This is a genomic window from Paucidesulfovibrio longus DSM 6739 (assembly GCF_000420485.1).
In the GTDB taxonomy this organism is placed as follows: domain Bacteria; phylum Desulfobacterota; class Desulfovibrionia; order Desulfovibrionales; family Desulfovibrionaceae; genus Paucidesulfovibrio; species Paucidesulfovibrio longus.
In genome coordinates, this window is sequence record NZ_ATVA01000002.1 from 1 (window position 1) to 17,756 (window position 17,756).

General features: G+C 66.7%; 16 protein-coding genes. 11 read left to right on the forward strand and 5 right to left on the reverse strand.

Annotation, left to right across the window (positions count from 1 at the left end; genetic code table 11):
- The 4 genes from G452_RS21275 to G452_RS17435 form a co-directional block, all read right to left on the reverse strand.
- Positions 1-374, reverse strand: a 374-nt coding sequence (locus G452_RS21275; protein WP_162141256.1) for an RHS repeat-associated core domain-containing protein, incomplete at its 3' end; no start/stop codon positions are given.
- A 30-nt stretch (positions 375-404) separates the two neighbouring features.
- A complete protein-coding gene (locus tag G452_RS17430; protein WP_051141955.1) occupies positions 405-1,085 on the reverse strand; it encodes a hypothetical protein in 681 nt (226 codons plus the stop codon).
- 279 nt (positions 1,086-1,364) lie between these two features.
- Positions 1,365-2,696 carry a sigma-54-dependent transcriptional regulator gene (locus G452_RS0100490; protein ID WP_022660300.1) on the reverse strand — a complete coding sequence of 444 codons (1,332 nt, stop codon included), beginning with the start codon at positions 2,694-2,696 and terminating at the stop codon, positions 1,365-1,367.
- Positions 2,693-4,156: a sensor histidine kinase gene (locus tag G452_RS17435; protein WP_022660301.1), complete on the reverse strand. Its 1,464-nt coding sequence runs from the start codon at positions 4,154-4,156 to the stop codon at positions 2,693-2,695. Before G452_RS17435 ends, G452_RS0100490 begins: the two co-directional genes overlap by 4 nt.
- 165 nt (positions 4,157-4,321) lie before the next feature.
- Between G452_RS17435 and G452_RS0100500 the strand changes: the two genes are divergently transcribed.
- From G452_RS0100500 to G452_RS0100535, 7 genes are all read left to right on the forward strand, one after another.
- Positions 4,322-4,900 carry a hypothetical protein gene (locus G452_RS0100500; RefSeq protein WP_027188891.1) on the forward strand — a complete coding sequence of 193 codons (579 nt, stop codon included), beginning with the start codon at positions 4,322-4,324 and terminating at the stop codon, positions 4,898-4,900.
- Entirely contained in the window at positions 4,897-5,679 is a 783-nt protein-coding gene (locus G452_RS0100505; RefSeq protein WP_022660303.1) for a LytR/AlgR family response regulator transcription factor, read from the forward strand. Before G452_RS0100500 ends, G452_RS0100505 begins: the two co-directional genes overlap by 4 nt.
- A gap of 19 nt (positions 5,680-5,698) precedes the next feature.
- Positions 5,699-7,411, forward strand: a complete 1,713-nt coding sequence (locus G452_RS0100510) for a LytS/YhcK type 5TM receptor domain-containing protein (protein ID WP_022660304.1) — start codon at positions 5,699-5,701, stop codon at positions 7,409-7,411.
- A 201-nt stretch (positions 7,412-7,612) separates the two neighbouring features.
- On the forward strand, positions 7,613-9,352 hold the full coding sequence (locus G452_RS0100515) for a carbon starvation CstA family protein (RefSeq protein WP_022660305.1): 1,740 nt from the start codon (positions 7,613-7,615) through the stop codon (positions 9,350-9,352).
- Between the two features lie 68 nt (positions 9,353-9,420).
- On the forward strand, positions 9,421-9,951 hold the full coding sequence (locus G452_RS20290; protein ID WP_022660306.1) for a hypothetical protein: 531 nt from the start codon (positions 9,421-9,423) through the stop codon (positions 9,949-9,951).
- 44 nt (positions 9,952-9,995) lie between these two features.
- Entirely contained in the window at positions 9,996-10,298 is a 303-nt protein-coding gene (locus tag G452_RS0100530; protein WP_051141958.1) for a hypothetical protein, read from the forward strand.
- A gap of 18 nt (positions 10,299-10,316) precedes the next feature.
- Complete coding sequence (locus G452_RS0100535; RefSeq protein WP_022660308.1) at positions 10,317-11,216, forward strand: ArsA family ATPase; 900 nt, start codon at positions 10,317-10,319, stop codon at positions 11,214-11,216.
- Positions 11,217-11,222: 6 nt separating this feature from the next.
- On the opposite strand, the gene G452_RS0100540 is transcribed toward G452_RS0100535, so the two are convergent.
- Positions 11,223-12,671, reverse strand: coding sequence for an aminotransferase-like domain-containing protein (locus G452_RS0100540; RefSeq protein WP_022660309.1), 1,449 nt, complete (start codon positions 12,669-12,671; stop codon positions 11,223-11,225).
- A gap of 135 nt (positions 12,672-12,806) precedes the next feature.
- Between G452_RS0100540 and G452_RS0100545 the strand changes: the two genes are divergently transcribed.
- From G452_RS0100545 to G452_RS0100560, 4 genes are all read left to right on the forward strand, one after another.
- Complete coding sequence (locus tag G452_RS0100545) at positions 12,807-13,397, forward strand: LysE family translocator (protein ID WP_022660310.1); 591 nt, start codon at positions 12,807-12,809, stop codon at positions 13,395-13,397.
- Positions 13,398-13,605: 208 nt separating this feature from the next.
- Positions 13,606-14,772 (forward strand): rhodanese-like domain-containing protein, encoded by a 1,167-nt coding sequence (locus G452_RS0100550; RefSeq protein ID WP_022660311.1) that lies wholly within the window; start codon positions 13,606-13,608, stop codon positions 14,770-14,772.
- Between the two features lie 5 nt (positions 14,773-14,777).
- The gene (locus G452_RS0100555; RefSeq protein ID WP_022660312.1) at positions 14,778-15,812 is read left to right on the forward strand and encodes an ABC transporter substrate-binding protein; all 1,035 of its coding nucleotides are present in this window, start codon (positions 14,778-14,780) and stop codon (positions 15,810-15,812) included.
- Positions 15,802-17,754 carry a SpoIIE family protein phosphatase gene (locus tag G452_RS0100560; RefSeq protein ID WP_022660313.1) on the forward strand — a complete coding sequence of 651 codons (1,953 nt, stop codon included), beginning with the start codon at positions 15,802-15,804 and terminating at the stop codon, positions 17,752-17,754. The genes G452_RS0100555 and G452_RS0100560 overlap by 11 nt, the downstream gene beginning before the upstream one ends.
- Positions 17,755-17,756 lie beyond the last annotated feature (2 nt).

Consider the following 17,756-nt stretch of genomic DNA (forward strand, 5'->3'; position numbering starts at 1 on the left):
AATAGTGTCTCTACGCCAGGGAAAGATCGTATCATATTTACATCATCTTTCGTAATTGGTTCATAGTCTCCGCACAGAAAGCAGTTTTCGGTACAAGTGTTGTGGTTGCAATATATATTTTTGTCTCCACATTTTTCGGAGTTGTCTTTACATTCATAAAGCCCCTGCGGATCCCGCCCATTGACTGGATCATCCGAACAATACCCATACCAATCCGAATCCCCTCCAGCAGCGCCGATGGGGTCTTTGGCTGTGAAGCGTCCGGTATCCGGATCGTAATCCCGCCAGCCGAAGCGGACCCGTCCCGTATCCCAGTCGTGCAGGCCGCCCGCAAATCCGAGGGGCGAGCGCAGGTATGGGTTGCCGTCCTTCACCACATTGCCGAAGGCGTCGTACAGGATTTCCTATACCATGCCTTCGGTCGGAAATTCAACCATACGCACACTGCCGATCTGGTCCGTATGCAGAAGAATTTCCGCGCCTTGCCCCTGACCTTGCCCCTGATCTTTTGTAACCAGTCCCACGGGCCGACCATCCTGGCCGTAAGCCACTTCCCACCATTGCCCGCCCGCCATGTCCGCATGGGACCAGGCCGCCAGGTGCGCCCGGTCATGCCAGCGGAATCGTTCCGTCAGCCTGCCGTCCACGTGCTTGGCGCTGCGCAGGCCGTGTTCGTCGTGCGCGTATTCCACGACCTTGCCGTCCGGCAGTTCCACGGCCAGCAGGCGGTAGTCGGGCGCATAGTGGTAGCGCGTCTCGCCCTGGGGCGTAACCTTGCGGCTTCGGAACCCTCTGTCGTCGTGCTCGTAGCGCGCGTCCCCGGCCTGAAGCAGGCGGTTGTCCGGGCCGTATCGGAAAGCACGGTCAGCTTGACCCCGCAGGGGCACATAGTCCTCGGCGCGGCGGTCCTGCGCATCATAGAGATACAGCTCCACGCCCGTGCCGTCGCGATTCACGCAAGCCAGTCGGCCAGCAGCGTCATAGCGGTATTCCCAACGCACGGACCAACCGTTTGCAAGCTCTTTTTTGGTGGTGATCCGACCCTGCCCGCCGCGCTCCAGTTGCAGTGAATATTTTTGTTCCATCTCCATCCTCCTTGCGGTTGATTGCCCGCCGCGCACTTTCGGACGATCGGATGATGCGCGCGGCGGGATTTCCGCAAGGCTACCCCCGGTCTTAGGGGTGGGATGACAATGGAGGGAAAATGGAATGCAAAAGGACGAGAATTCCCTATTGACAGAGAGGAGGAATCCAGAATTCCGTCTCAATGCCCATCATGGTTCAAACTTGATTTGTGGCAGACGGAATGTCGGCTCTGAGCGGCAGACAGGGGCTTGGCGCGGCCGTTTCAGAGCAAGGCCGGGCTATTCCAGCCCGTGGCGCTTGAGCTTGCGCCAGAGCGAGACGCGGTCGATGCCGAGGATGCGCGCGGCCTGGGTCTTGTTGCCGCCGGAGGCGCGCAGCACCTTCTCTATCTGGCGGCGCTCGGTGTCCTCCAGGGTCAGCAGCGGCGCTCTTTCCGGACAGGAGCGGACCTCCGGGGGGAGCAGGTCCGGGGTCAGGGCTTCGCCCTTGGCCAGGGCCAGGGCGCGCTGGACGATGTTTTCCAGCTCGCGCACGTTGCCGGGGAATGGGTAGTTCACGAGCATTTCCAGGGCTTCCGGGTCGATGGTCGTGATGGTTCGGTCGCGGGTGCGGTGCTTTTCCAGAAAATGTCCCACGAGCACGGGAATGTCCTCGCGGTGCTTGCGCAGGGGGGGGGCTTCCAGCGTGACCACGTTCAGGCGGTAGAAGAGATCCTGGCGGAAGGTTCCCTGCTCCACGTGCTCGCGCAGGTCGCAGTTGGTGGCGGCGATGACCCGGATGTCCACGGGGATTTCGCGGGTGCCGCCCACGCGCAGGAAGCTGCGCTCCTGCAGCACGCGCAGCAGCTTGACCTGCATGTGCAGCGGCAGCTCGCCGATCTCGTCGAAGAACATGGTCCCGCCGTCGGCCACCTCCAGGATGCCTTTCTGGCCGCGATGCGCCCCGGTGAAGGCTTCCTTTTCGTGGCCGAAAAGTTCCTTGTCCATCAGCTCGGCCGTGAAGGTGCCGCAGTTGATGGCCATGAATCGCTCCTCGGAGCGCTGGCTGAGCATGTGCACCCCGCGCGCGACCAGCTCCTTGCCCGTGCCCGTCTCGCCCTGGATGAGCACGTTGCAGTTCATCTGGGCGAGCTGCTCCACGGCCTTGCGCAGCCGGGTCATGACCTCGCTCTGGCCCACGAGGGGGAAGTCGCGTCCGCCGCGCGCCACGACCTCGCGCAGGCGCAGCACCTCGGCGGAGAGCGCGCGCTGTTCCAGGGCCTTGCGCACCTGGAGCCGCAGCTCCTCCAGGTTCAGGGGCTTGGCGATGTAGGAGTGCGCTCCTTTCTGCATGGCGCGCACCGCCGTGGGCACGGTGGCGTGGCCCGTGACCACGATGGCCTGGATGGCGGGCTGCATGGCCCGCGCGCGCTCCAGCAGGCCGATGCCGTCCATGCCGGGCAGCATCAGATCCGTGATCAGCAGGTCGTACTCGCTGCGGTCCAGCTCGCGCAGGGCGGCTTCGGCGTTTTCGGACGTGGTGGTGGCGTGCCCTTCCTGGGTCAGGACATGGTCGAGGTTGTCGCGGGCGATGGCCTCGTCGTCCACGATGAGGATGTGCGCGACGCTCATGCCCCGGCTCCTGCATGGGGATCGCTCGTCGTGGGCGCGTTTTCCGCTGCGCCCTCGACCGCTTCGGGCAGGGGCAGCCGGATGGAGAAGGTCGTGCCCTTGCCGGGCGTGCTTTCCGCGTCGATGCGGCCCAGGTGCTTCTCCACGATGCCGTAGACGATGAACAGGCCCAGGCCCGTGCCCTGGCCCACTTCCTTGGTGGAGAAGAAGGGATCGAAGATGCGTTCCAGCGTCCTGGCGTCCATGCCCGAACCGTCGTCCTCCACGGTGATCAGGGCGTGGTGCTGTTCGCGCTCGGCGCGGATGCGGATGTGGCCCTCGTCCGGCTCGATGGCCTGGACCGCGTTGAGGATCAGGTTGATGAAGGCCTCCTGGAGCCGCTGCTGGTCGATGCGCAGCAGGAGGTCGTCCGGGATGTCCGAGGTCAGGGCGATGTTCGAGGGCAGCTGGCTGGAGACGAGGCGCATGGCTGAGCGCACCACCGCGGACAGGGGAAAGGGCGAGGGCGCGAAGTCCTGGTGGCGCGAGAATTCGAGCAGGCCCTTGACGATGTCGCGGGCGCGCAGCGTTTCCTGCTCGATGTTGCGCATCATCCGGTCCGCGAAGGCGTCCTTGCCGCCCTCGTTTTCCATGAGCAGCTGGCAGGAGGTGGAAATGTTGTTCAGCGGGTTGTTCAGCTGGTGGGCGATGCCGGAGGAGAGCGTGCCGATGGAGGAGAGCTTCTGGGCCTGGACCAGCTGGATCTGGCGCTTTTCCAGCTGCTCGACCATGGAGTTCAGCGCCACGAAGACCTGCTGGACCTCGTCGTGGTCGTTGCGGATGGGCAGCGGGGCGAAGGTGCCCTGGGCGATGTTGCGCGTGGCGACCTGCACGCGCCGCAGCGGCCGCAGGATGCCGGAGGAGACGAAGAGCACGAGGGAGAGCATGACCGCCGCGATGACGCCCATGGAGACCACCAGGGTGGTGCGCAGCTCGCGGTTGATGTCCAGGATGCTCTGGCGTTCCAGGCGGGTCACGGCGCGGGAGTGCTCCACGAGGCGCTGGCCCGCCTCGCGCAGGAGCTGGGCGGCCTCGCGGTCCTGGGAGGCGCTGCCCGGAGTGCGGTCGATGCGGTCCAGGAGCGTGCGGTATTCGCGCAGGTCCGTGGCCAGGGTCGCGCCGTGGGCGCGGGCCGGGGCGTTCTTCATCTCCGGCATGATCGCGTCCAGCACGGAAGCGGCCTCGTCCACGTAGCGCACGCCCTGGGTGAACAGGGCCGGGTCGTTGTAGAGAAAGAAGTTCTTTTCCACGCGCCGCGCTTCCAGGATCAGGTTGCTGAGGTCGTCCGTGCGTTCCACGAGCTGGACCTCGTGCTCCAGCTGGTCGATGTTCGTGAACGAGAGCACGGCGATGCAGCCGAAGCAGATGGTGAAGATGGCGATGCCGAAGACGATTTTCTGTCGGATGTTCGGTTTGAGCATGTTTTTCCCGGAGCGCGTTTTTCGGGCGCAGGCCCGACCATGGGGCCAAGGGTAAGCCGCGGCTGCGCAAAAGGCAATAGAGCCGCTTCTCGCGTTGCGCTTCGGCCTTTGTTCGCCGCTATCCGGCATGGACAACGGACGTGATTTTCTAGTATGCGCGGAGGCATGGACAAAGAGCGGAAGGAATGCTGCGCGGGCTGCGGCTCCTGCGACGGCCTCGGCCGGGGAGTCTACTATTACGGCAAGCAGCTTTCCATGCGGGAGCGCACGGAAGGCTCCTGCTGCCGCACCAGGGAGGTCGTCACGGCCTTCGAGATCCAGGGCCGGGGGAGCGAAGCCGTCTGCGACGGCTGCGTGCGGCGGCGGCGACTGCTGCTCCTGCTTTCCGCGCTGCCCTGCCTGGGATTGATGGCTTTCGCGCTGGCCGCTCCCGGAGCGATTCCCCCGCAAGGCCCCGTGCGCCTGGCTTTCTTCGCGCTCATGGCCGCGAGCCTTTTCCCGGTCTGGATTTTCGGCCGCCGGGCCTTTTTCAGGGCGGACTGGCTGCGCGACGAGATCGCGGCGGCCCGCGCAAAGCGCCGTCTGCGCGGCAAGGTCGCCTACGAGCGGGTCAACCGGGCAGGGATCGACGGCGGGCCGGGCGCCGGGGAGGAATGGACCGGGACCACGACCCTGCGCAGCTATTCCTTCTTCACCCGGCGGGAGTATCGCCGCCTGGGCGGAACGGACCGGGGCACGCCATGAAGATCCGGACCCTGCTCGTGGACGACGAACCCCCGGCGCGGGACGAGCTGGCCTACCTGCTGGCGAGCTTTCCGGACCTGGAAGTCTCCGAGGCCCGCAACGCCAGCGAAGCCCTGAGCGCCATCCGCGAGACTACGCCCGACCTCGTTTTCCTCGACATCCAGATGCCCGGCCGCGACGGCTTTTACGTGCTCCGCGAATCCCTCTGCCTGCCCGACCCGCCCCTGTTCGTCTTCGTCACCGCCTACAACGACTACGCCGTGCGCGCTTTCGAGGAAAACGCCGTGGACTACCTGCTCAAGCCCGTGGCGCGGGAGCGGCTGCAAAAGAGCGTGGAGCGCGTGCGCGGGCTGCTGCGCAGGAGCCGGGAATCCGGCCCGCTCCAGCCGGAGCTGGCCGCCCTGGTCCGGGACGCCGTTGCCGGACCTCCCTCCGGGGCGCTGGTCCGGCTGACCGTGGAGACGGGCGGGCGCATCCAGCTCCTGGACGCCTCGGAGGTCACGCACTGCGAGCGGCAGGACAAGCACATCCTGGTCCATACGCGCACGGAGAGCTTTCCCTGCCACGGCACGGGAACCCTGGACGAGCTGGAGGAGCGCCTGCGCGGGCAGGCGTTTTTCCGGGCCAACCGGGGCACGCTGGTCAACCTGGAGCGGGTGCGCGAGTTCGCGCCCTGGACCGGGGGGAAATACAGCCTCGTGCTCGACGACGACGCCGGGACCGAGGTCACGCTGAGCCGCAGCCGCGTCAAGGACTTCAAGCAATGCCTCGGCATCTGAGGCCGGGGAGCGGGGAGAGATGACCTACTACATACTCAACCTGCTGCTCACGCTCATCGAGCGTTTCGGGGCCATGCTGGCCATGGGCCTGTTCGTGCTCTCGCTCACGCCCCTGGGCAAGCTCGGCGTGATCCGCAAGCCCGATCCGCGCTATCGGCTGGTCCTGGCCGTGATCTTCGGCTGTTTCGGCATTCTCGGCACCTACGGCGGGGACGTGGTCTACGAGTCCTACGCCAACCTGCGCGGGGTTTCGGTGATCACCGCGGGGCTGCTCGGCGGTCCGGTCGTGGGCTTCGGAGCGGGGCTCATCGCGGGCGGCCACCGCTTTCTCATCGATCCGTCCGGGTTCAGCTCCCTGCCCTGCGGGCTGGCGACCTTTCTCGAAGGCTGTTTCGCGGGCTGGGTGTTCCACCGCCTGCGCGGCAACAGCCTGAACTGGCGCGTGGCCCTGCTGGTGGGACTCGTGGGCGAGACCACCCACCAGATCATGGTCCTGACCATGGCCCAGCCGTTCGACCAGGCCCTGGCCCTGGTCAAGGTCATCGCCATTCCCATGATCTCGGTGAACACCTTCGGCGCGGTGCTCTTCGTGCAGTCCCTGCACATGCTCTTCGAGTACCGCAGCCGGCGCGACTCCAGCCGCATTCACCAGATCCTGGACATCGCCAACAAGACCGTGGGCCACCTGCGTTCCGGGCTGAACCGCGAATCGGCGCGGGCCACGGCTTCCATCATCTGGGAGCGCGTGCCCGTGGCCGCCGTGGACATCGCGGACACGACCAAGGTGCTCGCCCACATCGGCGCGGGCGACGACCACCACGTCTCCGGCAAGGCCCTGCGCACGCGGGCCACCCGCAAGGTGCTGCGCACGGGCGCGCCCGTGTTCCTGGGCTCGCGCGAGGAGATCGGCTGCGACGAGCCGGGCTGTCCGCTGTCCGCCGCCATCATCGTGCCCATGCGCAAGGGCGGCCGCATCGTGGGCGCGCTCAAGCTCTACGGCACCGAGGACGTGCGCCTGGACGAGGTGCATTTCGAGCTGGCCAAGGGCCTTGCGGATCTTTTTTCGACCCAGCTGGAACTGGAGGACATCCAGATCAAGAACCAGCTGCTGGCCAGGGCCGAGATCCGCCGCCTGCAAACCCAGATCAATCCCCATTTCCTGTTCAACGCCCTGAACACCATCGGCTCCTTCTGCCGGACCAAGCCGGAGCGCGCGCGGGCGCTGCTCTCGGAGCTGGCCCTGTACATGCGCCGCAACCTGGGCGCGGACGGCAGCTTCGCCCCGCTCCGGGCCGAGCTGGAGCAGGTCCGCTCCTACCTCGAGATCGAGAAGGCCCGCTTCGGCGAACGCATCAGGAGCGAGCTGGACGTGGCTCCCGATCTGGAGGACTGCTTCATCCCCAGCCTGATCATCCAGCCCCTGGTGGAGAACGGGGTCAAGCACGGCATCCTGGGCCGGGAGCAGGGCGGGCTGGTGCGGCTGCGCGTGCGCGGCGAGCACGACCTGCTCACCGTGGACGTGGAGGACGACGGCGTGGGCATCGAGCGCAGCCGTGTGGACGCGCTGCTCAACGGCGACGGCGAATACGCCGGAAACGACCACATCGGCGTGCGCAACTGCAACAGCCGCCTGGAGCAGATCTACGGGCCGGAGCACACCCTGCGCATCGAGAGCCGACCCGGCCAGGGCACGCGCGTCTCGTTCACGGTTCCCCGCCGCAGCGCGCTCTGATCCGCGCCGGAAAGCCCCTCCTCTGCATTTCAGTTCGGCCTGAGTGCCGTTCATCCCCAAAAAGTGCTTTTTGCACCCTTCCTATTGAAAGGATGAAGGAATCCTCCGTAGGGTTCCGGCAATGTCCGGCCGGGAGGTGCGGCCCGCCGTGCGCGAGCGCCGCAGGGCCGGACGCAATGCAAACCTACTGGAGGGACGCGTATGGACGCCTTGATCATGATGTTGGCCGCTTTTTTCGGCTACCTCATCATGTACCGCCTCTATGGCCGGTACATCGGCAAAAGGATTTTCGCCCTTTCCGCGGACGCGAAGACGCCGTCGGTGGAATTTGACGACGGGCACGACTTCGTGCCGACCAAGAAGGAAATCATCTTCGGTCACCACTTCACCTCCATCGCGGGCACCGGACCCATCGTGGGCCCGGCCATCGCGGTCATCTGGGGCTGGGTGCCGGCCATGATCTGGATCTTCTTCGGAAGCATCATCATGGGCGCGGTGCACGACTTCGGCGCGCTGATCCTGTCCATGCGCAACCAGGGCAAGTCCGTGTCCGAGTTCACGGCCAAGTACATCAGCCCGCGCACCAAGATCTTCTTCTTCGTGGTCGTCTTCCTCGACCTGCTGATCATCACCGCCATCTTCGGCCTGGTCATCGCGGTGATCTTCAACATGTACCCGGCCTCGGTCCTGCCCGTCTGGCTGGAAGTGCCCATCGCCATGCTCCTCGGCTACATGATCTACAAGAAGGGCGTGAACAGCCTGACCTGGTCCATCGGCGCGGTGGTCCTAATGTACGTCACCGTGGTCATCGGCACCTACGTGCCCGTCAACCTGCCGACCATCGCGGGCATGCCCCCGACCGGTTCCTGGACCGTGGCGCTGCTGATCTACGCCTTCATCGCCTCGACTCTGCCCGTGACCCTGCTGCTCCAGCCGCGCGACTTCATCAACTCGCACCAGCTCTTCGTGGCCCTGGCCCTGATGGTCGTGGGCGTGTTCGCGGCCTCCTTCGCGGGCGACGGCCTGACCTTCGTGGCCCCGGCCGTGCAGGCCACTCCCGAAGGCGCGCCGTCCATGATCCCGTTCCTGTTCATCACCATCGCCTGCGGGGCCATCTCCGGCTTCCACGCGCTGGTCTCCTCCGGCACCACCTCAAAGCAGGTGCGCAGCGAGGAGGACGCCCTCTTCGTGGGCTACGGCGGCATGCTCACCGAGGCCACCCTGTCCACCCTGGTCATCGTGGCCGTGGCCGCGGGCATCGGCCTGGGATACACCACCAAGGACGGCGTGGCCCTGACCGGCCTGGCCGCCTGGACCACCCACTACGCCTCCTGGGCCGCCGCCGCGGGCCTCGGCTCCAAGGTCGCGGCCTTCGTGGTCGGCGCGGCCAACATGATCGAAACCATCGGCATGCCGCATGGCGTGGCCATGGCCATCATGGGCGTGTTCGTGGCCTCCTTCGCCGGAACCACCATGGACACCGCCACCCGCATCGAGCGCTACGCCCTGACCGAGCTGTTCAGCTCCACCCCGCTGAGCGGCCTGTTCAACAACAAGTACTTCTCCACGGCCGTGGCCGTGTTCCTGGCGGGCTGCCTGGCCTTCAGCTCCGGCGCCAACGGCAAGGGCGCTCTCTCGCTCTGGCCCCTGTTCGGCTGCATCAACCAGATCCTCGCGGCCCTGGTGCTGACCACCGTGACGGTCTATCTCAAGCGGCGCGGCGGCCTGACCTGGATCCTGTCGGGCATCCCGGCCCTGTTCCTGGCCTCCATGACCATCTGGGCGATCATGATCAACCAGGGCATGTACGCGGCCAAGGACAACATGCTGCTGATGACCCTGAACATGCTCGTGCTCGGCGTGTCCATCTGGGTCATCGTCGAAGGCCTGCTCCGCTTCTTCAAGACGGACGGAACCGAAGCGCTTCACGACGCTCCCTAGCCGAGGCTTTCGACGCGACAACGACAGACCCCGGCCGGGTTCGCCCGGCCGGGCCTTCCGGAGAGAACATGCCCGCCGAGAACGACCCGAAAACCGCCGCCCACGGCGCCGAAAGCCGCGACATCCGCCGGACCCTGCTGCGCCATTACCTGCTCCTGGTGGGGCCCGCCGCCGTGGTCGCGGCCCTCTGGGCGGGACTGAAGGCCCTGGCCCTGGTGAATCCCGTGCAGGGCGTTTCCGCGGCCGTGGCCGGGCCCGCGCTGTTCATCCTGGCCGCGGTGCTGGCCCTGGCCGCCCCGATCCCGCTGCGGGCGCGGTTCGTGAACCGGGTGGCCGGGAAGCGGAGCGTGGATCCCGAAGCGTTTCTGGAATTCGAAAAGCTGCTGCTCAGCGTGTCCCTGCCGTCGGTCTGGGCCGCTGTCGCGGCCTACGTGCTGGAGGCCAATCTCTTCCACGTGGCCGGAAGCCTGCTCGCGGCGCTGTACGCCGCGTATTACTACTATCCCTCGCCGCAGCGGGTCGCGCACGAGATGCGGCTCTTCCGCGTGGGCCGGTACGGCTCGGCTGCGGACGGCGCGGAACAGGGGCGTGCGGCGTGAGCGGCGCTTCGGGAAACGGCCCCAAGCGGGAAGCGGAGCAAAGCTTGGCCCGACATGCGGCCCGGCTGCCCGCCAGAATATGGGGCAAGCTGCGCGACGGCTGGAAACTGGCCGAGGAGATCCACAAGCATCAGGCCACGGACCGCCTCGAGTGGGAGACGCGCGAGCTGGAGAACATCTTCAGCCTGCTGACCCTGGGCGCGTTCGTGGGGCTTCAGGCCCCGCCCATGTATATTTCCCTGGAACTTCTGCCCGACATGGAAAAGGAGCTGGTACTCATGGCCAACCGGGCCTGCACGGCCCAGGATCCCCTGGCGGACCTCTTTTCCATGTTCGATTCCTTCTAGCCGAGCCCCGGAGGCCCCATGCAGCGGTATTACTTCCACGCGGGCAAGGGCGGCGTGGGCAAGTCCACCACCTCGTCGCTCACGGCCCTGCACCTGGCGCGCACGGGCCGCAAGGTGCTGCTCGTCTCCCTGGACCCGGCCCACAACCAGGCGGACATCTTCGACATGGACTTCAAGGCCCGGCCCCGCGAAGTGGCGCCCGGCCTGAGCGTGGCCCAGGCGGACATCGACGCCTGGATCAAGGCCTGGCTGCACGGCATCGAGGAGCAGGTCCGGCGCACCTACACCTACCAGACGGCCTTCAACCTCGAAAACCGGATGAACGTGATCAAGCATTCGCCGGGACTGGAGGAATACGCGCTGCTTCTGGCCTTCAAGCATTATCGGGAGAAGAATCCGGATCCGGACGTGATCATCTACGACATGCCGCCCACGGCCCTGACCATGAAGTTCTTCAGCCTGCCCGCGCTCTCGCTGCTCTGGCTGGAGCAGCTCCTGGCCCTGCGCTGCGAGATCATGGAAAAGAAGAAGATCATCACCAAGATCCACCTGGGCAAATGCGAGATCGAGTGCGACAAGATCAGCTCGCGCCTGGGCAAGCAGCAGAAGTTCTTCACGGAGCTGCGCGACGTGTTCCAGGACGGGGAGGCCTGCCGCGTGCACATCGTGGTCAACCCGGACCGGCTCTCCTTTGCCGAGGCCGGACGCATCTTCGAGGGGCTGGATGAAATGAGGATTCCCCTGGGGGGCGTGCTCATGAACAAGGTCGCCCCGGAGAGCACCTGGGACGAGGGCCACGCGGTCTTCCTGCGCGGCAAGGTCCACCCGCTGCCCCAGTCGCCCGCGCCGCTCATCGGCCTGGACGCGCTCCAGGCCTATCTCGACGCGAACGGCGCGGCCTTCGGCTTCGCGCTGTAGCGGGCCTCAGAGCAGGGTCGCCGGTTCCGGCAGGGCGCTGCCTGCGGCCTCTTCCAGAAGCCGGACCACCACGCCCAGGCCCCGGCGCAGCTCGCGGTCGTCCGCAGGCCCGGTGAGCGAGAGGCGAACCGCGCGCGGGGCGCGGGCGTCGCCCACGGTGAAGCGTTCGGCACCGAACAGGCTGACCCCGGCCTCGCGCGCGCGGGCCTCGAATTCCCTTCCGGTCCAGCCCGCGTCCGGTCCCGCGTTTCCGTTCGCGTCCGAGCCCTGCGCCCCGGACGCCGCACCCGGCAATTCCAGCCAGAGGAAATAGCCCGACGGCTGCGCAGAGAAGCGCTGCCCGGCCAGGGCCGCCTCCGCGATGCGCATGCGCCGGGCCGCTTCCGTGCGCTTGGCCGCCACGGTGCGGTCCGCGGTGCCGTCCTTGATCCAGTGCGCGGCCAGCTCCACGCTCAGCGGGGGAGCCATCCAGACCGTGTTCAGCACGGCCCCGGCCAGGGCGGGCACCAGGCGTTTCGGCGCGGCCAGGAAGGCCACGCGCAGCCCCGGAGCCAGGGCCTTGGACAGCCCGGCCACGTAGACGCCGGTTTCGGGCAGGCGCGCGGCCACGGGCCGCTGTCGGTCCGGCGCGGTCAGGTCGTAGGCGTCGTCCTCGATCACGGTCAGGCCGTGGCGCAGGGCCGTTTCCGCGATGCGGTCCCGGCGGCGTTCGGACATGCGCACCGAGGTGGGATTGTGCACGCCGGGCATGAGGTAGAGCCCCTTGATTTCCTCGCGGCGGCAGGCCGCGTCCAGCGCTTCCGGAAGCATGCCCCCGGCGTCCATCTCCACGGGGGCGAGGCGCAGGCCGAGCTGCGCGGCCAGGGTCTTGACCCCCGGATAGGTCAGGGCGTCCACGGCGATGCGCTCGCCGGGCCGCAGCAGGCCCGAAAGGCAGCAGGCCAGGGCGTGCTGCGCCCCGGCGCAGACCAGGACGTTGTCCGGGCTGGCTTCCAGCCCGTAGCGCGAGGCCCAGTCCGCTCCGGCGGCGCGGTGTTCCGGCAGGCCGCGCGGGTCGCCGTAGCGCATCAGCGCGGCGGGGTCGCGCCGGGCGAGCACCCTGCGCATGCCTTCGGAAACGTCCGGGTCGAGGTGGTAGAGCGGGGTGATCAGGCCCATCTCCACGGTGCCGGGCAGATGCGGCTCCAGGGATACGATGGCCGAGGAGCCCGCCGCGTCCGAGGAGACGAAGGTGCCCCGGCCCACGGTGCCGGAGACGAGCCCGCGCTGTTCGGCCGCGCGGTACCCCCGCGTGACCGTGGTCACGTTCAGGCCGAGCTGGTCCGCCAGCTCGCGGTGCGTGGGCAGGCGCTGGCCCGGCCGCAGTTCGCCGGAGGCCACGTCCCGTTCCAGGGCGTCCGCCAGGGCGAGATACTTGGGACCGCCGCTTTCCAGGAGAGGGTTCCATATTGTCATGCGTACAATAATTCCATTGAATCCATACAATGTCAATGCTACCTCTGGGACAATCAAGCCGATCGGCGCAACAGGCATTGGCCGCGCAGCGCCCCGTCCCGGCCAGGCGGGGAGCGGAGTCGCGGAGGAGGAAGCATGTCCCACCAGTTTTTACCGTTTCTCGTTTTCGTCGTCGTCATGACCGGCACGCCCGGCATGGGCAACCTTTCCATGCTGGCCATCGGCCAGACCGCGGGCTTCGCAAGGGCCGTGCCCTTCCTGGCCGGAAGCTCGCTGGGATTCGTCTCGCTCGGAGTGCTCGTGGCCCTGGGCCTGGGCGGCGTGTTCGCGGCCTCGCCCGCGGCCCGGCTGGTCATGCGCGTGGCGGGCACCGCCTACATCGTCTATCTGGCCGTGAAGATCCTGCGCATGCAGCTGGCCGAGCCGGACCTGCGCAAGGGCTTCGGCTTTGCCGAGGGGCTGGTGCTGCACCCGTTGAACCCGAAAAGCTGGGCCATGCTCGTGGTCGGTTTCAGCCAGTTCTCGGACCCGTCCCAGCCCCTGGCGGTCCAGGCCCTGGTTTTCGTGGGCACCTTCATGGTCTTCCAGATCAGCTTCCACAGCCTCTGGGGGCTGGCCGGGGCCGGGCTGCTCCGGGCGCTGGGACGGGGCCGGGCGCTTCTGGCCGTGAACGGCGCGCTCGTGAGCGTCATGGTCGGCGCGACTCTCTACGCCTTGTTTCTGTGATTCGCGCGGGGAGGGCGGTCCGCCGTCCTCCCCCCTTTCCGCCTTCCCGGTGTGCCCGGTTTTCCTCTTTTCCCATCCGTCTCGTCTGCGTCCGGCCCATTCCGCAAAGCTCCCCTGCCGAACCGTTTGGCGGTTACGGTCCCGGAGTGAAGAAGCCTTGTCATTCCCAGTCCGAATCGTATAGGTTGGGTCGTGAAAAGGAGCGGTGATGGAGCTGAAAACGGTTCGAGTCCTGACTGCGCTGTGCCTGGCCCTGCTTTGCGCGGCGCTGCCCGGCGGCGCGCCCGCGGCATTTGCGCAGGACGACTTCCCTCTGCGTCCGTTCTACCCGTCCGTGCAGGTGATCGACACCGAAACCCTGCTCGGCATCTACGCCGACGCCATCATCGTGGACGTGCGCAGCAATTTCGAGTTCGACGTGGCGCGCATCAACAAGGCCGTGAACGCGCCCCTGGCCTACGGCGGCATCCTGCGCATCCTGGAGCGCCTGCGGACCCGGGACGGCTCGGCCCCGCTGGTCTTCTACTGCAACGACCCGGCCTGCTCGCGGGCCTTCCGGGCGGCCCAGGAGGCCGTCGGCGAGGGCTGGAAGAACGTCTTCGTCTACGACGCGGGCGTTTTCGCCTGGATCGCGGCGGCGCCGGACAAGGCTACGCTCATGGGCAACTCGCCCGCGAGCCTGGAACGGGTCATCTCTCCGTCGCTCTACCGCAAGCACCTGCTGGAATACCCCGATTTCGAGCTGGCCGCCTATGATTCCAGCGCCCTGGTCATCGACATCCGCGACGTCTATCACCGCGACTACGAGCCCAAGCTCCAGGGCATCCGCAACATTCCCATGGAGTCCCTGCTGGAGGCCGTGACCAACCGCATCTGGACCGAGAAACGGCTGCTGATCTTCGATTCGGATGGAAGCCAGTCCCGCTGGCTGCAATATTTCCTCCAGGCCAACGGCTATACCGATTACCATTTCCTCAACGGGGGGGTGGAGTCCCTGGACCACGCCCGCCAGACCCGCCGGGTGGAGGTGGACAGCGCCTCCGTGACCTTCAGCCAGCACCAGTTGCAGGCCCTGCTCACGGACGACGGTTTCGGCGACCTGGAACGGCGGCTGGCCTGCTTCGTGGCCGGGCGCATCCGTTTCGACAACTACGCCATGCTCGACCGCGAGGAGGCCGAGGCCCTGCTCGGAGTGGACCAGGCGCGGCTCTTCGCCGCCTCGGACAGGCTCGCGGAAAAGGGCTGGCTGCTCTACACCCGCGTGAACGGCTCGCTGGTCTATCGCATCAATCCCCGTCTGGCCTGGAAGGGCGAGATGGCGGGCAAGGTCTGGATGGGCCGCGTGCGTGAATTTGAAAAGGCTCTGGGGAGGTAGGCGGGATGCGCGGATTCATGACGTTCCCGTTTTCCGGCGCCGCCCGCGCAGCGATCCGGCTGGCTGCGCCGCTGCTTTGCCTCTGCCTGCTGGCCTGGGCTGCGCTGCCGGGACCGGCGCGGGCCGGGCAGAGGCTGGAGCGCGCCTCGCTGATCCTCCAGTGGACGCCCCAGGCCCAGTTCGCCGGGTTCTACATGGCCCGGGAAAAAGGCTTTTACGAGGCGCGCGGGGTGAACATGATGCTCATTCCGGGCGGCCCGGACCGGGTGGCCTCGGACTGGCTCGACTCCCGCAACGCGGACTTCTGCACCATGTTTCTCTCCACGGCCCTGGAGCGCTACGATTCGGGAATGCCCCTGGTCAACGTGGGACAGTTCCTGCACCATTCCGCGTTGATGATCATCACCCGTAAGGGCATGGGCATCCGCAAGCCCGCGGACCTGGACCGCCGCAAGCTCTCCATGTGGGCCAACGAGTTCCAGATCCAGCCCCGGGCGCTCTTCCGCAGCCTGGGGGTGAATCCGGTCTACGTGCCGCTGGGCGCGTCCATGGACCTCTTCCTGCGCGGGGCCGTGCATGCCACCTTGGGCATGTGGTACAACGAGTACCACACCATCCTCTCCGCCGGGCTGCGGGAGAACGAGCTGGAGCCCATCTTCTTCCGCGACACGGATTTCGACTTTCCGGAGGACGGCATCTACTGCCTGCGCTCCACCGCGGAGCAGCGGCCCGAGGTCGTGCGCGCCGTGGTCGAGGCCACCCGCGAGGGCTGGCAATACGCCTTCGCGCACGAGCAGGAAACCCTGGACGTGATCATGGCCAAGATGGAGGAGGCGGGGCTGCCCGCCACCCGCGTGCACCAGCTTTGGATGCTGCGGCGCATGAAGGACGTCATCGAGCCTTCCGGGAGCGGCGGGATCAGCGCGGTGCTCGATCCGGAGACCTTCCGCCACGTGGTCGGAGTGCTCAAGGATTCCGACGTGATCCGGCAGGCGCCGCTGTACGAGGACTTCTACAAGGGACCGGAAAATGACCGGTAAACGGCTCGACAGACACAGCCTCGCCTTCCGGCTGGCCGGTCTCGTGCTCGGCGTTTCCGTGCTGCTCTTCGGCGCGGTGCTGGGCTACAACTATTTCTTCGCGCGCGGGATCATCGTGCGCCAGGCCGAGGAAAACAGCCGCTCCCTGGGCCGCGAGGTGGCCAACCACATCGCCTCCGAGGTCAAGCCCATCGAGGAGGTCGTGCGCAACATCGCCTTGGCCCTGGAGGACGCCTCCCTGACCAGCGGCGAAATCACCTCCCTGGCGCGGCGCGTGGTCGAGGGCAACGAGGACATCTTCGGCATGGCCATCGCCTTCGAGCCTTTCGGCATGACCAAGGACCGGCTCTTCTTCGCGCCCTACAGCTACCGCGACAAGGACGGGGTCCGCACCACCGAGCTGGGCGGACCGGGCTACCGCTATTTCTACATGGACTGGTACCAGCTGGCCAAGGAGCTGGACGCCCCGACCTGGACCGAGCCGTATTTCGACGAGGGCGGCGGCGGGGTGATCATGACCACCTACGCGGCCCCGTTCTACCGGCTGGTGGACGGCCAGCGCCGCTTCGCCGGGGTCGTCACGGCGGACATCCCGCTCTCCTGGATGCAGAAGATCGCCTCGGAGGTGAAGCTCTACGATTCGGGCTATTCCTTCATCATCTCCCGCAACGGCACCTTCATCTACCACCCGCTCAAGAAGCTGATGCTCAACTATACGATCTTCTCCCTGGCCGAGGAGCGCGGCGAGCAGGCGCTCTGGGATCTGGGCCGGGACATGACCGAGGGCGGCACGGCCTTCATGGATCGCGTCAGCGTCAAGGGCAACAAGGACAGCTTTCTTTTCTACACGCCGCTGCCCGTGGGCGGCTGGTCCCTGGGCTTCCTCTTTCCCAAGGACGAAGTCCTGCGCGACGCGACCGTGCTCTCGCGCAACCTCCTGATCATGGGCGGCGTGGGCTTTCTGCTCATGGCGGGCGGTGTCTTCTGGGTCGCGGGGAGCATCACCCGGCCCCTGCGCGAGCTTTCGGGCGCGGCCATGGAGATCGCCGGGGGCAACCTCGGCGCGGCAGTGCCGGAAATCGACTCGGCGGACGAGGTCGGCGAGCTGGCCGAGTCCTTCGCGCACATGCGCGATTCCCTGCGCCGCTACATCAGCAGCCTGACCGAGACCACCGCCCAGAAGGAGCGCATCGAATCCGAGCTGCGCATCGCCCGCGACATCCAGATGGGCATCTTGCCGAAGCTTTTCCCCGCGTTCCCGGAGCATGAGGAATTCGACGTCTACGCCTCCATCGAGCCGGCCAAGGAGGTCGGAGGCGACCTCTACGACTTCTTCTTCATCGACGAGCGGCATTTCTGCTTCCTCGTGGGCGACGTTTCGGACAAGGGCGTGCCCGCGGCCTTCTTCATGGCCGTGACCAAGACCCTGCTCAAGGCCGTGGCCCCGCAGAGCGAAAGCCCCGGCGAGATTCTCCGCAAGGTCAACGACGACCTGGCCGAGGACAACGACTCCTGCATGTTCGTGACGCTGTTCCTGGCCATCCTGGACATCGCCACGGGCGAGGTCCGCTACGCCAGCGCCGGGCACAACCCGCCCGTGATCCTGGACGCGGAGGGCGTCCGCTTCGTGCCGCCGCTGAACGAGCCCATGGCCGGGGCCATGCCGGGCATGAGCTACACCACGCGGACCATGACCCTGGCGCACGGGGACATGCTCTTCCTCTACACCGACGGCGTGACCGAGGCCATGAACCGTTCCAAGGAGCTGTATTCCGAAGAGCGTCTGCTGGAGCTGCTCGAAGGGATGCGGCAGCAGGGCGTGGACGTCGTGGTGCGCACGGTGGACGAGTCCATCAAGAAATTTACGGGCGGAGCCCAGCAGTCCGACGACATCACCATGCTGGCCTTCAAGTTCACGGGCAATAAGCCGAAACAGGATTAACC

Bases quoted from the DNA above. Each gene is read 5' to 3' on its own strand.
- G452_RS17430 (WP_051141955.1), bottom strand. From the start codon at position 1,085: ATGGAACAAAAATATTCACTGCAACTGGAGCGCGGCGGGCAGGGTCGG.
- G452_RS0100490 (WP_022660300.1), bottom strand. From the start codon at position 2,696: ATGAGCGTCGCGCACATCCTCATCGTGGACGACGAGGCCATCGCCCGC.
- G452_RS17435 (WP_022660301.1), bottom strand. From the start codon at position 4,156: ATGCTCAAACCGAACATCCGACAGAAAATCGTCTTCGGCATCGCCATC.
- G452_RS0100500 (WP_027188891.1), top strand. From the start codon at position 4,322: ATGGACAAAGAGCGGAAGGAATGCTGCGCGGGCTGCGGCTCCTGCGAC.
- G452_RS0100505 (WP_022660303.1), top strand. From the start codon at position 4,897: ATGAAGATCCGGACCCTGCTCGTGGACGACGAACCCCCGGCGCGGGAC.
- G452_RS0100510 (WP_022660304.1), top strand. From the start codon at position 5,699: ATGACCTACTACATACTCAACCTGCTGCTCACGCTCATCGAGCGTTTC.
- G452_RS0100515 (WP_022660305.1), top strand. From the start codon at position 7,613: ATGGACGCCTTGATCATGATGTTGGCCGCTTTTTTCGGCTACCTCATC.
- G452_RS20290 (WP_022660306.1), top strand. From the start codon at position 9,421: ATGCCCGCCGAGAACGACCCGAAAACCGCCGCCCACGGCGCCGAAAGC.
- G452_RS0100535 (WP_022660308.1), top strand. From the start codon at position 10,317: ATGCAGCGGTATTACTTCCACGCGGGCAAGGGCGGCGTGGGCAAGTCC.
- G452_RS0100540 (WP_022660309.1), bottom strand. From the start codon at position 12,671: ATGACAATATGGAACCCTCTCCTGGAAAGCGGCGGTCCCAAGTATCTC.
- G452_RS0100545 (WP_022660310.1), top strand. From the start codon at position 12,807: ATGTCCCACCAGTTTTTACCGTTTCTCGTTTTCGTCGTCGTCATGACC.
- G452_RS0100550 (WP_022660311.1), top strand. From the start codon at position 13,606: ATGGAGCTGAAAACGGTTCGAGTCCTGACTGCGCTGTGCCTGGCCCTG.
- G452_RS0100555 (WP_022660312.1), top strand. From the start codon at position 14,778: ATGCGCGGATTCATGACGTTCCCGTTTTCCGGCGCCGCCCGCGCAGCG.
- G452_RS0100560 (WP_022660313.1), top strand. From the start codon at position 15,802: ATGACCGGTAAACGGCTCGACAGACACAGCCTCGCCTTCCGGCTGGCC.